Raw genomic sequence first — 14735 nt, 5'->3', positions numbered from 1 at the left:
CACGCCGTAGATCTCAGGAGGCGGTCCGCCGCACCCGGAGCGCCACGAAGGCGAGCCCCAGCCCGAGTCCGACGAGGATCAGCCCGCCGCCGAGGGGCATGATCCGCAGTCCGGGCTCGGCGGGGCGGGCGGCGCTCTCCTTCGCGGAGCGTGTCGGGTGCCCGGGAGGCAGGGCAGCGGTCTCGCGCGGCGGTTCCGGTACGGCGGTGACACCGTCCTCGTCCTCCGGCACCGCGGCTTCGGTGTCCACCCGCTCCGCTTCCTCCGCCTCGTACCTCCGCCCCGGCCGCTCCCGCCCCTCGCCCGGACGGCTCCCGGCCCGTGAGGGCTCGACGGCGGACGGGGAGACGGATTCGGGGTCGGACGCCGAGGACGCGGAGGCGGAGGCGGAGGCAGGCGGAGACGCGGGGGGCGAGGACTCGGCCGCGTACGCCCACTCATTCCCGTACGTCCACTCACTCCCGTACGGCGGCACGACCACCCCCGCGGACACCACGATCAGCACCCCCGTCACGCGCAGCGATCGCAGCCATGAAGTCACGGAACAAGCCTGGCATTCACCCGTACACCCGGCATTGTGGACTGGTCCGGAGGGGCCAATCCGGGTCGATGTCGTCGTGAACGGTGGATCAGCCCTTACCGGGGGCACCACGGTGATGAGGTGTAGGGGTTGGAACTGCTCACCAAGGAGTGCACACAAGGCCGAATTAGCTCGATCGTGTGATCGTCCGCTTGCGGGCTTGCGGTGCTCTGGACTGATCGGGCTAACGTGATCGTACGACCTGGGACACCGGGTACGGCGTCAGCGTGCGGGGCCCCTGCTCCACCAGAGGATGGTTCAGAGCCTCCCCGCCGCCTCTGGCCGTGCCCAATTGGCCAGGTCGTGAGGGAACTGGCCTCCCGGGCCCGGACCACGCACAGGATGCGTGTCGCCGCCCCGGGGTCGAGAACGCCGGGGACCAGCTCGCCCAAGACCGTTCGGGGCGCGCGGCTGAACGGACTCACTCCCGCTCAGTCCACAGGAACGGTGCGAGAGAATGGCGGCATGGAGATGCCGAGGAACGAACGGTCGCCGGAGAACCCACAGATCCTGGTCGTTGGGCAGGACGGGATGGCTCTCGGCGGCGGAGGAGACGAGGACTCCCGCGAGGTTCCCGTGACGGAGATGGTGGAACAACCGGCGAAGGTCATGCGGATCGGAAGCATGATCAAGCAGCTGTTGGAAGAGGTTCGCGCGGCTCCCCTGGACGAGGCGAGCCGGGTCCGGCTCAAGGAGATCCATTCCAGCTCGGTGAAGGAGCTGGAGGACGGTCTGGCCCCGGAGCTCGTGGAGGAGCTGGAGCGGCTGTCGCTGCCGTTCGCGGACGAGGCGACCCCGAGTGACGCGGAACTGCGGATCGCGCAGGCGCAGTTGGTCGGCTGGCTGGAGGGTCTCTTCCACGGGATCCAGACCACCCTGTTCGCCCAGCAGATGGCCGCGCGCGCCCAGCTGGAACAGATGCGCCGCGCCCTTCCGCCGGGCGTCGGCGGTCACGAGGACGGTGACGACCCGCGTACGGTCGGCCGCTCGGGCGGCCCGTACCTGTAGGACCGCGTCACCCCATCACATACGCACAAGGGCCCGGCGGCCGATGGCTGCCGGGCCCTTCCACGTCGTCTCACCGCACCGGCGTCACGAGGGATTGCCGGTCGAGATCTCGAACTGCATCTCCGGCGGCTTCTTCGGGTCGAAGTCCGTGCCCGCCGTCGGGTACTGCTTCATGACCGTGCCGTCGCCGTAGGTGTTCTCGTCGACGGAGGTCTTGTCGTAGTTCCACCCGGCCGCCTTGAGGCACTCCAGGACGGAGTCCCAGTTCTTGAACGCGAAGTCCGGCATCCGCACCTGGGCCGGGTCGTTGTACGACTCGTCCGGCTCGGTGCACTCGGTCTTCTCGACCGTCTTGGAGGTGTCCGGCCCCCGGTAGCCCGCCGCCTTGGTCGACGTCGACGCGCTGGGGCTGTTGCCGGCCTTCGGGTCCTCGGTCCCGCCGCTGTTCATCATCAGCGCCGCGATCAGCCCGCCGACCGCGAGCAGCGACACCACGACCGACCCGATGATCACCGGCTTGTTGCCCTTGCCGCCGCCGGAGGAGACCTGGGCGGTCTGGGGCGTCATGTTGTACGGCGGCGGAGTCGACGGGTGCTGCGGCGCGTACCCGGACGGACCGGGCGTCTGGTAGCCGGCCTGCTGCGGATAGCCGTACGCCGGGGAAGGCGCCGACGGATGCGGGGTGCCGTACGGATTCGGCGTCGGGGCCGGCTGGTACGGCGTCTGTACGTTGCCCATGGGCCCCGGCGTCGCCTGGTCGACCGGCGGGAACACGGCGGAGCCGACGCCCGCGCCGCTCTGCGACGGCGCACCCGGCACGATGCTCGGCGCGGCGGGCTGGAAGGAGGCGGCCACGCGCAGGCACTCGTCGCGCATCACCTCGGCGCTCGGGAAGCGCTCGTTCGGGTTCTTCTTCAGCGCGCGGGCGACCAGTGCGTCCACCGCGGGCGGCAGGGCGCGGTTGATCGACGAAGGAGCGACCGGCTCCTCCTGCACGTGCGCGTACGCGATCGCCAGCGGCGAGTCCGCGTCGAACGGCAGCCGGCCGGTCACGAGCTGGAACAGCATGATGCCGACCGAGTAGAGGTCGGAGCGGGCGTCGACGCCTCTGCCCAGCGCCTGCTCCGGCGACAGGTACTGCGGGGTGCCGACGACCATGCCGGTCTGGGTCATCGAGGTGACACCGGACTGCATGGCGCGGGCGATGCCGAAGTCCATCACCTTGACCACGCCGCGCTTGGTCATCATCACGTTGCCCGGCTTGATGTCCCGGTGGACCAGGCCCATCTCGTGGCTGATCTCCAGCGCGGCGAGCACGTCCGCGGTGATCTTCAGTGCCTTGTCGGCGGGCATCGCGCCGTACTGCCGTACGTCCGCGCCCAGTACCGAGCCGAGCGGCTGGCCCTCGACGTACTCCATGACGATGTACGGCATCGTCGTGCCGTCCAGCTCGTCCTCGCCGGTGTCGAAGACGGAGACGATGTTGGTGTGCGTGAGCTTGGCCACGGCCTGGGCCTCGCGGCGGAAGCGCTCGCGGAAGGCCTGTTCGCGGCCCAGCTCGGTGTGCAGCGTCTTGACCGCGACCTGTCGGTCGAGCACGGCGTCGTACGCGAGATGCACCGAGGCCATACCGCCTTCGCCGAGCAAGTCGCGCAGCTGATAGCGGCCGCCGGCGAGCGCCCGCCCCGCGTACCGCCCCTGTGCGCCGTCCTGGCTCATGTCTCTGCGTCCCCCGTAGGCCTTCAGGCGCCGTGCGTGCCATTGATCCAAAGTGCTATTCCCGGCCAAGTCTGCCGGAGGGCACTGACACGTCAAGCGCGGTGCCCGATCCGTGACCGTACGCGAAAGAAAGGTCGCGCAAGCGTTACAGCAGACGTACGGCCGGTACACACAATTTGCACGCCGGTACGGACTGGAGGTTTGATGGCCGGTCCGTCTTCGGGCCGGTTCCCGGGGTCTTCCCGGATCGGAGGCTTGCGCGGAGGCTGTAGCGTGGCCGACGGAGACCGTAACAACACCGCGCGCACCGCGGGCAGAAACGACGGCGAGGACTGATGGCACAGCAGCAGCGCGCTCAGGGCCCGTCCGACCCCGAGGCGACTGGCGGCGGAATGTCAGATGCGCCGGAACTGTGGGGGAACGGCGGACTGGTCGGAGACGGCCGATATCGGATGACCCGCAGACTCGGCCGGGGCGGCATGGCCGAGGTCTTCGCGGCCGAGGACGTGCGCCTCGGACGCACTGTCGCGGTCAAGCTGCTGCGCGCCGACCTCGCCGAGGACCCCGTCTCCAAGGCCCGCTTCACGCGCGAGGCGCAGTCGGTCGCCGGACTCAACCACCATGCGATCGTCGCCGTGTACGACTCCGGCGAGGACTTCGTGGGCGGCCAGTCCGTGCCGTACATCGTGATGGAGATCGTCGAGGGGCGCACCATCCGCGACCTGCTCCTCAACGCCGAGGCCCCCGGCCCGGAGCAGGCCCTGATCATCGTCTCCGGTGTGCTGGAAGCGCTTGCTTATTCGCACCAGCACGGCATCGTGCACCGTGACATCAAGCCGGCCAACGTCATCATCACGCACAACGGCGCCGTGAAGGTGATGGACTTCGGCATCGCCCGCGCCCTGCACGGCGCGTCCACGACGATGACTCAAACCGGCATGGTCATGGGCACCCCGCAGTACCTCTCCCCGGAGCAGGCCCTCGGCAAGGCGGTCGACCACCGCTCCGACCTGTACGCCACGGGCTGTCTCCTCTACGAACTCCTCGCGCTGCGTCCGCCCTTCACCGGCGAGACCCCCCTGTCGGTCGTCTACCAGCACGTCCAGGACATCCCGACGCCTCCGTCCGAGGTCTCCGACGCCGTCCCGCCGGAGCTGGACGGCCTTGTCATGCGCTCGCTGGCCAAGGAGCCGGACGACCGTTTCCAGACGGCCGAGGAGATGCGCGGGCTGGTCCAGTACGGCCTGCAGATGCTGTACGAGCAGGGCGGCCACACCGGCACCTGGAACACCGGGCCCGTCGACATGCACGAGGGCCGGCACACCCCGGCGGGGGGCTTCGCGGGCACCAGCGTGATGCCGCACCCCGGTGACTCCTCCGGCACCACGCAGATCCCGCAGCCGATCCTGCCCAACCGCTACGGCGGCGGGGACGACGGCGGCTTCGAGGGACGGGGCAACCGGGGCGGCGGCCGCGGCAAGCTGTGGATCCTCGCCGTGCTCGCGGTGATCGCCATCGCGGCGGGTGTCGCGCTCGCCCTCAACGGCAGTGGCGGGAACGGTGGCGGCACGAGCCCCACGAAGTCGCCGACCACCTCGCAGACCACCAAGGACGAGACGGCCAGCGAGACGCCGAGCAGCGACACCAGCGAGCAGCCGACGGACACGTCCACGGACAACGGCACCGGTACGGAGCCCGACCCGGACTACACGCCCTCGTCCAGCCCTTCCAGCACGCCGTCGCAGTCGTTCAGCGAGGAGCCGACGGACGAGCCGACGGACGAGCCGACGACCACGGAGCCGACGGACGAGCCGACGACCACGGAGCCGTCGGACGACCCGGTGAGCCCGGACCCGACGGGCGAATCGCTCGTGGGCGGCACGAGCGACGGCGGCACCACCGGCGGCTGATCATCGGCTGACCCAGCGCGTCCACGCGCGCGTGCACCCGGAAACGGGCTGCACGCGCGCGTGCTGTTTGTCGGCTCTCCAGGACGCTCAGTCGGCGAACGCGTCGCACACCGCGTCGTACTCCCGCGTCCACCACACCGCGAGCGCCGAGGCCGCCGGGAACTGGGGGTCCGCGCGGGTGTCGCCGCGCTCGTAGTGCCAGCGCAGCATCCAGAAGTCGTTGAGGCGCTCCCACCACACGCGGTGCACGGCCGCCGCGAGTTCGGAGGGCGTGGCGCCGGCCGTCCGCCGGTACGCGCGCGCGTAGGCCCGCACCTTCGGCAGGTCGAGTGCGCCCGCGGGCCGTACGAAGAAGATCGCCGCGGCGCGTACGGCCTCCTCCGCGCGGGGCTTTACGCCGAGCCGGTCCCAGTCGACGATCGCGGCGGGGGCGTCCCCCTTGTAGAGCAGGTTGAACGGATGGAAGTCGCCGTGCACCCAGCCCACCGAGCCGCCACGCGGCGGACGGCGGTCGGCGTGCTGTTCCAGGAGCGCGCGCCGCTCCAGGAGCCGGTGCCGGGCGAGCTCGTCGAAGGAGTCGGCGGGGCGGTGGCGGTGTACGTGGGCGAGCAGGTCGTCGATGAGGGCGAAGGTGTCGGCCGCCTTGGCCGTCTCGGCTGTCTCGGGCGCTCCGGCTGTTCCGGGCGACTTCGCCCGCGCCCGCGCGTGCGACTGCATCACGCGTTCCAGGCTCGCGTGCACCACTCCCAGAAGGGCCCCGAGCCGTCCGCACTGGGCGGTGGTGAGCTGGCCGCCGTGGCGGTGCCTGCCGTCGATCCAGGGGTGCAGGGCGTAGGCGTGGCCACCGACGACCGCGACCGTGCGCCCGTCGCGGCCGGTCAGCGGGGGTGCGACCGGGACGCCGAGGTCGGCCAGGCGCTGGGTGGCCCGGTGCTGACGGGCGATCGCGGCGGGGTCGGCGGTCTCGGGGTCGAAGTGGTGCTTGAGGAAGTAGCGGCCGCGGGTCGTACAGAGCCGGTAGCCGCGGTTGAGAAGCCCTTGGTCGACGGGCTCGCAGGCGAGGGCGGATCCGGCGGAGTACTGGCGGAGGAGGGCTCCCAGCGGGGGCGCGTGGGGCATGAGGGGTGGTACACAAGAGCGCGGCACGCTGCCCGATGCTAGGGCAGAATCCAGGCCTCTGAGCTGCGGGTTGTCACAGACAGTCGCTTTCGATCACGTGAGGTGCCCGAAGTTGCGCGCCTGTGTGGTCGAGCCCCGCGAAGGGGGCCCGGGTGGCTGGAATCCGTGCCGACGCGCCGACGGCCGTTCCCGCTCGGCCGGCGCCTGGGCGTCCGTCCCGTCGTCCGTCCGGGCCGCGGCGGCTCGGCGCGAGATCTCCGTCTTTGCCCAGGAGGCGGTGTCGTACCCGTCCGCGAGACCCGCGCCGGGGAGACTCTTCCCGTGACCTGGGTCACCGGGATAACGTGCCGTTGTTCCGGCCCCCTGCAAGGCTGTGACCAGGGACGGTGTCCGATTTCGCGATTTTACTTGGAAATCCAAGCAAAAACGCAGGTCAGAAGGGGTTTCACAGAAATGTGAAGCACTGGGTAACGTGCCTGTTGCAGGGCGCTCGCCGGGGCACCTGTCACGCCTGTCGCCGACGTGCCGCACCCACCCCGTGCGTCCGGAGGACCGCAGGTGAGCCGCACTGGCACCCGGCGAACCCGGGTAGCCGGACCGACGGAGGAGCACACGTGACCGTGGAGAGCACTGCCCCGCGCAAACCGCGACGCAGCGCAGGTACGACCGGTGCGAAGAGCACGGCCGGCAAGCGCCCGACCGCAAAGAAAGCGCCAAGCACCAAGCCCGAACTCGTCCAGCTGCTGACGCCCGAGGGCGAGCGGATCGAGAGCGCGGAGAACGCCGCGTACGACAAGTACGTCGCCGACATCACCCCCGACGAGCTCCGCGGCCTGTACCGCGACATGGTGCTCACCCGGCGCTTCGACGCCGAGGCCACCTCCCTGCAGCGCCAGGGTGAGCTCGGTCTGTGGGCGTCGCTCCTCGGCCAGGAGGCCGCCCAGATCGGCTCCGGCCGGGCCCTGCGCGACGACGACTACGTCTTCCCCACCTACCGCGAGCACGGCGTCGCCTGGTGCCGCGGGGTGGACCCGACCAACCTGCTCGGCATGTTCCGCGGCGTGAACAACGGCGGCTGGGACCCGAACAGCAACAACTTCCACCTGTACACGATCGTCATCGGCTCGCAGACCCTGCACGCCACCGGCTACGCGATGGGCGTGGCCAAGGACGGCGCGGACTCGGCGGTCATCGCCTACTTCGGCGACGGCGCCTCCAGCCAGGGCGACGTCGCGGAGTCCTTCACCTTCTCCGCCGTCTACAACGCCCCCGTGGTGTTCTTCTGCCAGAACAACCAGTGGGCGATCTCCGAGCCGACCGAGAGACAGACCCGGGTCCCGCTCTACCAGCGCGCCCAGGGCTACGGCTTCCCGGGCGTCCGGGTCGACGGCAACGACGTACTGGCCTGCCTGGCCGTCACCAAGTGGGCGCTCGAGCGCGCTCGCAGCGGCGAGGGCCCCACGCTCGTCGAGGCGTACACGTACCGCATGGGCGCCCACACCACCTCCGACGACCCCTCCCGCTACCGCCACGACGACGAGCGGGCCGCCTGGGAGGCGAAGGACCCGATCCTGCGCCTTCGCCGTTTCCTGGAGGCCGCAAACCACGCGGACGAGGGATTCTTCGCGGAACTCGAGGCCGAGAGCGAGGCGTTGGGCAGGCGAGTGCGCGAAGCGGTCCGTGCCATGCCGGACCCGGACCACTTCGCCATGTTCGAGCACGCGTACGCGGACGGACACGCGCTGGTGGACGAGGAGCGGGCGCAGTTCGCCGCCTACCAGGCGTCGTTCGCCGAGGCAGAGGGGGGAAACTGAGATGGCCCAGACGGTGGCTTCCGAGCCGGTCAAGAACATGGCGCTGGCGAAGGCGATCAACGAATCGCTGCGCACGGCCCTGGACGCGGACCCCAAGGTCCTCGTCATGGGGGAGGACGTCGGCAAGCTCGGCGGTGTCTTCCGTGTGACGGACGGCCTGCAGAAGGACTTCGGCGAGAGCCGGGTCATCGACACCCCCCTCGCCGAATCCGGCATCGTGGGCACGGCGATCGGCCTCGCCCTGCGCGGCTACCGCCCGGTGGTGGAGATCCAGTTCGACGGGTTCGTCTTCCCCGCGTACGACCAGATCGTCACGCAGCTCGCGAAGATGCACGCGCGTTCGCTCGGCAAGGTCAAGATGCCGGTCGTCGTCCGCATTCCGTACGGCGGCGGCATCGGCGCGGTGGAGCACCACTCGGAGTCCCCGGAGGCGCTGTTCGCGCATGTGGCGGGCCTGAAGGTGGTCTCCCCGTCGAACCCGTCGGACGCCTACTGGATGATGCAGCAGGCCATCCAGAGCGACGACCCGGTGATCTTCTTCGAGCCGAAGCGCCGCTACTGGGACAAGGGCGAGGTGAACACGGAGGCGATCCCCGGCCCGCTGCACAAGGCGCAGGTCGTCCGCGAGGGCACGGACCTCACCCTCGCCGCCTACGGCCCGATGGTGAAGCTCTGCAAGGAGGTCGCGGACGTGGCCGCCGAGGAGGGCAGGTCCCTGGAGATCCTGGACCTGCGCTCGGTGTCCCCCCTGGACTTCGACTCCATCCAGACCTCGGTGGAGAAGACCCGCCGCCTCGTGGTGGTCCACGAGGCGCCGGTGTTCTTCGGCTCCGGCGCGGAGATCGCCGCCCGGATCACCGAGCGCTGCTTCTACCATCTGGAAGCCCCGGTGCTGCGGGTGGGCGGCTACCACGCCCCGTATCCGCCGGCCCGCCTGGAGGAGGAGTACCTGCCGGGCCTGGACCGGGTACTCGACGCCGTCGACCGTGCCCTGGCGTACTGAGGAGAGGGTCGTGACGACGATGACGGAAGCGTCCGTACGCGAGTTCAAGATGCCGGACGTGGGCGAGGGGCTCACCGAGGCCGAGATCCTCAAGTGGTACGTCAAGCCCGGCGACACGGTCACCGACGGCCAGGTGGTGTGCGAGGTCGAGACGGCCAAGGCGGCGGTGGAACTGCCCATCCCGTACGACGGAGTCGTACAGGAGCTGCACTTCGCCGAGGGCACCACGGTCGACGTGGGCACGTCGATCATCGCGGTGAACGTGTCCGGCGGGGGCCCCGCCACCGCCGCTTCCCCGGAGGCGACCGCTCCGGCGACCGCCCCCGCGACGACGCCGGCGCCCGCCGAACCGAAGCCCGAGGAGCCGAAGTCGGCGGGTTCCGGCCGCCAGCCGGTGCTGGTGGGCTACGGAGTGGCGACCTCCTCCACCAAGCGCCGCCCCCGCAAGGGCCCGGAGATCCCGGCCCAGGAGGCGTCGCCGGCGATCCAGGCGGAGCTGAACGGGCACGGGACGGGCACCGCGACCGCGGCCGCCAAGCCCCGCCCGCTGGCGAAGCCGCCGGTGCGCAAGCTGGCGAAGGACCTGGGCGTCGACCTGGCGACGGTGGTTCCGTCCGGCCCGGACGGCATCATCACCCGGGAGGACGTGCACGCGGCGGCGGCACCGGTGTCCGAGCCGGTGACGCGGACCCCGGTCGCGGAGCCCGCGCCCGCCGCTCCCGCTCCCGCCGCCGTGGCGGCGTACGACGCCTCCCGCGAGACCCGTGTCCCGGTGAAGGGCGTCCGCAAGGCGACGGCAGCGGCGATGGTCGGTTCGGCCTTCACCGCCCCGCATGTCACCGAGTTCGTGACGATCGACGTGACCCGCACGATGAAGCTGATCGAGGAGATCAAGCGGGCCCCCGAGAAGCACGAGATGCAGGGCCTGCGGGTCAACCCGCTGCTGCTGATCGCCAAGGCCCTGCTGGTCGCGATCAGGCGCAACCCGGACATCAACGCGTCCTGGGACGAGGCCAACCAGGAGATCGTGCTCAAGCACTACGTCAACCTGGGCATCGCGGCCGCCACCCCGCGCGGCCTGATCGTCCCGAACATCAAGGACGCGCACGCCAAGACCCTCCCGCAACTGGCCCGGTCACTGGGCGAACTGGTGTCCACGGCGAAGGAGGGCAAGACCTCCCCCGCCGCCATGCAGGGCGGCACGGTGACCATCACCAACGTCGGCGTCTTCGGCGTCGACACCGGTACGCCGATCCTCAACCCGGGTGAGTCCGCGATCCTCGCGGTCGGTGCGATCAAGCTCCAGCCGTGGGTCCACAAGGGCAAGGTGAAGCCCCGCCAGGTCACGACACTGGCTTTGTCCTTCGACCACCGCCTGGTCGACGGGGAGTTGGGCTCCAAGGTGCTGGCGGACGTGGCGGCGATCCTGGAGCAGCCGAAGCGGCTGATCACCTGGGCGTAGGGCGTTGTCACGGCCGACACGGTGAAGGGCCCTCCGCCGACGGCGGAGGGCCCTTCACTCACAGGTGCCTACTGGCCGGCACCGGTTGGCGCAGGCCGGATCAGCCGAGCCTGGCGAAGCCGTAGTTCATGAGCTTCTTCGCGTCCGTCGCGCGCTGGGTGGCGCTCGTGGAGGCGAGGACCGTGCCGATGACCGTCTTGCCGTTGCGGGTGGCGGCGAAGACGAGGCAGTACTTGGCCTCGGTGCCGGAGCCGGTCTTGACCCCGATCGTGCCGCTGTAGCTGCCGAGGAGGGTGTTGGTGTTCGTCCACGTCGGCATGGTGCGGGTGCTGCCGGTCTTGGTGATCGTCTTGGCGGTGTACGACTTCGTCTTGACGATCGTGCGGAACGTGGTGCTCTTCATCGCGCTGCCGGCGAGCTTCGTCAGGTCCTTCGGCGTCGAGTAGTTGGCGCCGTTGCCGATGCCGTCGAACGAGTCGAAGTGCGTGTTCGTCAGACCCAGGTTCTTCGCCTGGGTGTTCATCTTGCCGATGAACGACTTCACGCGTGCCGCACGCGTCGTGCCCGAGCCGAACTTGTCGGCGAGGGCGTACGCGGCGTCACAGCCGGACGGCAGCATCAGCCCGTACAGCAGCTGGCGGACGGTGACCTTGTCGCCGACGATCAGGCGGGCCGAGGAGGCGCCCTTCGACACGATGTAGTCGCTGTACGCCTTCTGGATCGTGACCTTCGCGTCGAGGTTGAGGTTCGACTGCGCGAGCACGACCTTGGCGGTCATGATCTTCGTGGTGGAGCCGGTGGAGCGCTTGGTGTTCGCGGCCTTGCCGTACAGCCCCGCGCCGTTCGCGTTGTTCATCACGTAGCCGCCCTTGGCGACGATCGTGGGTGCGGTGACGGCCTGTGCGGGTGCCGCGGCGAGGGCTCCGGACGCGAGCATGGCGCCTGCGGTCACGGTGACGGCGGCGGCTCGGCGGAAGCGGACAACCTGGAAGCCGTCCTTGATGACGGTTATCAACTGAGATACCCCGATTGTGTCGAATGCCCCTGGAGGTGCGGCCGAGTTGAGGTGCAAAGAAGGTGGGGCCGCAGGTGTGTGACTCGTAACTAGCACAGAAGGTTGTGCGGCTGCTGGGGCGGGTTCCCGTTATTTGCCGCAGCCTTTACCGGAGATGCCCTCCAGGTCCGCATGGTGGACGGTCGCCATCATGCGTACGTGTTGTATCTAAGCTGTGGGCATGAGCCTGGCAGTCAAGCACCCGCCCGCCGCCGACCGCGTGTACGCGCACGTCAAGCAGGGCGTCCTGGACCGCCGTTACGAGGGCGGCATTCTTCTGACCGAGGGTGAGCTCGCCGACGCCGTGGGGGTTTCCCGTACACCTGTGCGGGAGGCGCTGCTGCGGCTGGAGGTCGAAGGGCTGATCAAGCTCTACCCGAAAAAGGGAGCGCTCGTCCTGCCCGTCTCCGCCCAGGAGATCAAGGACGTGGTCGAGACCCGGCTGCTGGTCGAGGAGCATGCGGCGCGCAAGGCCGTACCCGCCCCCGCCGGACTCATCGAACGGCTCGAGGGACTGCTGGCCAAGCAGAAGGCGCAGGCCGCCGCCGGAGACCTCGCCGAAGCCGCCGTCACCGACCGCTGTTTCCACGCCGAGATCGTCCGCAGCGGCGGCAACGAAATCCTCTCCCGGCTCTACGACCAGCTCCGCGACCGCCAACTGCGCATGGGTGTCGCCATTCTGCACTCCCACCCCGACCGCATCGCCAAGACCCTCGTCGAGCACGAGGAGATCCTCGAGGCGCTGCGCTCCGGGGACGCGGAGGCCGCCGTCGGTGTCGTCCACCGGCACGTCGGCTGGTTCTCCCATCTGGCCCGGGGGGACGTCCGATGAGCTCGGCGTCGGTCACCCTGCCGGGTGACCCGCCGGGCGGCCGGCGCGCCATGGCCGTCTGGGGCATCGGCGTCTCCGTGTACTTCGTCGCCGTCATCTTCCGCACGTCGCTCGGTGTGGCCGGCCTCGACGCCGCCGACCGCTTCCACGTCAACGCGTCCGCCCTGTCGACGTTCTCGATCCTCCAGCTCCTCGTCTACGCGGGCATGCAGATCCCCGTCGGCCTGCTGGTGGACCGGCTCGGCACCAAGAAGGTGCTGGGCCTGGGGGTCGTTCTCTTCACGGCCGGACAACTCGGCTTCGCCTTCTCCCCGTCGTACGGCATGGCCCTCGCCTCGCGGGCGCTGCTCGGCTGCGGGGACGCGATGACGTTCATCAGCGTGCTGCGGCTCGGCTCCCGCTGGTTCCCGGTCCGGCGCGGTCCGATGGTCGCGCAGCTCGCGGGGCTGGTCGGCATGGCGGGCAACCTGGTCTCCACCCTCGTACTGGCGCGGCTGCTGCACGGCGTCGGCTGGACGGCGGCCTTCGCGGGCAGCGCGCTCGCGGGTGTCGTGGTGCTGGTTCTGCTGCTGCTCTTCCTGAAGGACCACCCCGAGGGGCACGAGCCGGAGCCGTCCCCGCATCAGGGGGCGGCGTACGTACGGCAGCAGATCGCCGCTTCCTGGCGGGAGCCGGGGACACGGCTCGGGCTGTGGGTGCACTTCACGACCCAGTTCCCGGCGATGGTGTTCCTGCTGCTGTGGGGCATGCCGTTCCTGGTCGAGGCGCAGGGGCTGTCACGGGCCGTGGCGGGGGAGCTGCTGACGCTGGTCGTGCTGTCCAACATGGTTGTCGGACTGGTCTACGGGCAGGTCGTCGCCCGGCATCATGCGGCGCGGCTGCCGCTGGCGCTGGGGACCGTGGGGGCGACGGCGTCGATGTGGGCCGTCACGCTGGTCTATCCCGGCGAGCACGCGCCGATGTGGCTGCTGATCGTGCTCTGCACGGTCCTGGGTTCGTGCGGGCCCGCGTCGATGCTCGGCTTCGACTTCGCCCGGCCGGCGAATCCGCCCGAGCGGCAGGGGACCGCGTCCGGGATCACGAACATGGGGGGTTTCGTCGCCTCGATGACGACGCTGTTCGCGATCGGGGTGCTGCTGGACGCGACCGGCGACGACTATCGCGTCGCGTTCTCCTCGGTGTTCGTGCTCCAGGCGGTCGGGGTGAGTCAGATTCTGCGGTTGCGGAAGCGGACGGCCCGCAGGGAGCGGGAGCGGTTGGTTGCCAGCCGGGTGGAGACGGTGCACGTGCCCGCGTAGGGCACCCGGCTGGTCGGCGGCACGCCCGCTACGGCGTCACCGCGAAGTTCCGCAGGATCGCCCCAGTGAGCTGCGGATCGCCCTCCGCCTTGACCCGGTCGGCGACGGCCTCCGGTGTGACGCGGCCGCAGGCGAGGCGGACGTAGGTCTCCCAGTCCAGGGTGAGGGTGGCGGCGGGGCCGAGGGCGGGAGCCGTCTCGAGGGTGCCGCGGCCCTGGATGTCGACGCGGATCGTGCGCAGGAACTCGATGGGGCCGTGGACGTCGAAGACGATCGCCGAACTGCGGGGCGCGCCCGCGTCCTCGGCCACGATGCGCGGGAGGACGGAGAGGAGCACGTCCCGGGCGATGTGCGCGCCGGGGGAGTCGAGGTTGCCGGGGCGGCCGAGGGCGGCGCGCAGGTCCTGCTCGTGCACCCACACGTTGAACGCGTGGCCGCGCATGGACTCTTCGAGGGTGAGTTCCGTGCCGACGTGGCCGCGCACCTTGTGGCCGGGGTCGCGCGACTCGTTGCGCAGCTGGCGGTTGCGGCGGATGATCACGTACTCCAGCTCGGAGGTCATCTCCGGCGACGTGTGGTGACGGCGGACGTCGACCTGCATCTCCATGTAGCGCTGGTGCTCGTTGGTGACGTGGAACAGGTCGCGCGGCAGCGTGTGGATGGGACGCGGGTCGCCGAGCATCTCGCAGTCCAGGCCGATGACATGGGAGACGACGTCACGGACCGACCAGCCCGGGCACGGGGTGCGGCGGTTCCACTCACCCTCCACCAGGGGCAACACCAGCTCGGATATCGCTTCGATGGAGTGGGTCCAGGCGTCGGCGTAGGGCTGGAGGGTGGGATGCAGACTCACGGAACGGGACCCCTCGGCGGTCGGTACTCGGGCGGTGGTGGCGTCGGCGGCGTTGCCAGCGGGAGGTGGCTGTCGGCGGGTGT

General features: G+C 70.2%; 12 protein-coding genes. 7 read left to right on the top strand and 5 right to left on the bottom strand.

The features are described 5' to 3' along the window. Positions 1-13 precede the first annotated feature (13 nt). The gene (locus tag ACZ5XS_RS29895; RefSeq protein WP_468656479.1) at positions 14-541 is read right to left on the bottom strand and encodes a hypothetical protein; all 528 of its coding nucleotides are present in this window, start codon (positions 539-541) and stop codon (positions 14-16) included. A 504-nt stretch (positions 542-1045) separates the two neighbouring features. On the opposite strand from ACZ5XS_RS29895, the gene ACZ5XS_RS29890 reads away from it, so the two are divergent. Next, entirely contained in the window at positions 1046-1588 is a 543-nt protein-coding gene (locus ACZ5XS_RS29890; protein WP_217242994.1) for a bacterial proteasome activator family protein, read from the top strand. 84 nt (positions 1589-1672) lie between these two features. Here ACZ5XS_RS29890 and ACZ5XS_RS29885 read toward each other — a convergent pair whose 3' ends face one another. Next, positions 1673-3307 (bottom strand): protein kinase domain-containing protein, encoded by a 1635-nt coding sequence (locus ACZ5XS_RS29885; protein ID WP_468656477.1) that lies wholly within the window; start codon positions 3305-3307, stop codon positions 1673-1675. A 335-nt stretch (positions 3308-3642) separates the two neighbouring features. Between ACZ5XS_RS29885 and ACZ5XS_RS29880 the strand changes: the two genes are divergently transcribed. Next, a complete protein-coding gene (locus ACZ5XS_RS29880; RefSeq protein ID WP_468656475.1) occupies positions 3643-5217 on the top strand; it encodes a protein kinase domain-containing protein in 1575 nt (524 codons plus the stop codon). An 87-nt stretch (positions 5218-5304) separates the two neighbouring features. On the opposite strand, the gene ACZ5XS_RS29875 is transcribed toward ACZ5XS_RS29880, so the two are convergent. Next, a complete protein-coding gene (locus ACZ5XS_RS29875) occupies positions 5305-6336 on the bottom strand; it encodes a phosphotransferase (protein ID WP_468656473.1) in 1032 nt (343 codons plus the stop codon). A gap of 614 nt (positions 6337-6950) precedes the next feature. On the opposite strand from ACZ5XS_RS29875, the gene pdhA reads away from it, so the two are divergent. The 3 genes from pdhA to ACZ5XS_RS29860 are packed head-to-tail and all read left to right on the top strand — an operon-like array spanning position 6951 to position 10615. Continuing rightward, the gene (pdhA, locus tag ACZ5XS_RS29870; protein WP_217242990.1) at positions 6951-8150 is read left to right on the top strand and encodes a pyruvate dehydrogenase (acetyl-transferring) E1 component subunit alpha; all 1200 of its coding nucleotides are present in this window, start codon (positions 6951-6953) and stop codon (positions 8148-8150) included. A 1-nt stretch (position 8151) separates the two neighbouring features. After that, the gene (locus tag ACZ5XS_RS29865; RefSeq protein WP_468656471.1) at positions 8152-9153 is read left to right on the top strand and encodes an alpha-ketoacid dehydrogenase subunit beta; all 1002 of its coding nucleotides are present in this window, start codon (positions 8152-8154) and stop codon (positions 9151-9153) included. Positions 9154-9163: 10 nt separating this feature from the next. Then, entirely contained in the window at positions 9164-10615 is a 1452-nt protein-coding gene (locus tag ACZ5XS_RS29860; RefSeq protein WP_468656469.1) for a dihydrolipoamide acetyltransferase family protein, read from the top strand. A 100-nt stretch (positions 10616-10715) separates the two neighbouring features. Here ACZ5XS_RS29860 and ACZ5XS_RS29855 read toward each other — a convergent pair whose 3' ends face one another. Continuing rightward, a complete protein-coding gene (locus ACZ5XS_RS29855) occupies positions 10716-11618 on the bottom strand; it encodes a D-alanyl-D-alanine carboxypeptidase family protein (RefSeq protein ID WP_468656523.1) in 903 nt (300 codons plus the stop codon). Positions 11619-11850: 232 nt separating this feature from the next. Here ACZ5XS_RS29855 and ACZ5XS_RS29850 point away from each other — a divergent pair, with 232 nt between their 5' ends. Both ACZ5XS_RS29850 and ACZ5XS_RS29845 read left to right on the top strand, forming a co-directional pair. Beyond that, entirely contained in the window at positions 11851-12501 is a 651-nt protein-coding gene (locus tag ACZ5XS_RS29850; protein WP_468656467.1) for a GntR family transcriptional regulator, read from the top strand. Further along, a complete protein-coding gene (locus tag ACZ5XS_RS29845; RefSeq protein ID WP_468656465.1) occupies positions 12498-13799 on the top strand; it encodes an MFS transporter in 1302 nt (433 codons plus the stop codon). The genes ACZ5XS_RS29850 and ACZ5XS_RS29845 overlap by 4 nt, the downstream gene beginning before the upstream one ends. A gap of 28 nt (positions 13800-13827) precedes the next feature. Here ACZ5XS_RS29845 and ACZ5XS_RS29840 read toward each other — a convergent pair whose 3' ends face one another. After that, positions 13828-14652 carry a maleylpyruvate isomerase family mycothiol-dependent enzyme gene (locus ACZ5XS_RS29840; RefSeq protein ID WP_468656463.1) on the bottom strand — a complete coding sequence of 275 codons (825 nt, stop codon included), beginning with the start codon at positions 14650-14652 and terminating at the stop codon, positions 13828-13830. Between the last annotated feature and the right edge of the window lie 83 nt (positions 14653-14735).

This window comes from Streptomyces sp. NPDC033131, from assembly GCF_055578365.1.
The sequence above is the reverse complement of the archived record's forward strand: the minus strand, read 5'-3'. Positions and strand labels throughout refer to the sequence as shown.

Excerpts from the sequence above, each read along its gene's own strand:
- ACZ5XS_RS29890 (WP_217242994.1), top strand. The coding sequence starts at position 1,046 with ATGGAGATGCCGAGGAACGAACGGTCGCCGGAGAACCCACAGATCCTG.
- ACZ5XS_RS29885 (WP_468656477.1), bottom strand. The coding sequence starts at position 3,307 with ATGAGCCAGGACGGCGCACAGGGGCGGTACGCGGGGCGGGCGCTCGCC.
- ACZ5XS_RS29880 (WP_468656475.1), top strand. The coding sequence starts at position 3,643 with ATGGCACAGCAGCAGCGCGCTCAGGGCCCGTCCGACCCCGAGGCGACT.
- ACZ5XS_RS29875 (WP_468656473.1), bottom strand. The coding sequence starts at position 6,336 with ATGCCCCACGCGCCCCCGCTGGGAGCCCTCCTCCGCCAGTACTCCGCC.
- ACZ5XS_RS29865 (WP_468656471.1), top strand. The coding sequence starts at position 8,152 with ATGGCCCAGACGGTGGCTTCCGAGCCGGTCAAGAACATGGCGCTGGCG.
- ACZ5XS_RS29850 (WP_468656467.1), top strand. The coding sequence starts at position 11,851 with ATGAGCCTGGCAGTCAAGCACCCGCCCGCCGCCGACCGCGTGTACGCG.
- ACZ5XS_RS29845 (WP_468656465.1), top strand. The coding sequence starts at position 12,498 with ATGAGCTCGGCGTCGGTCACCCTGCCGGGTGACCCGCCGGGCGGCCGG.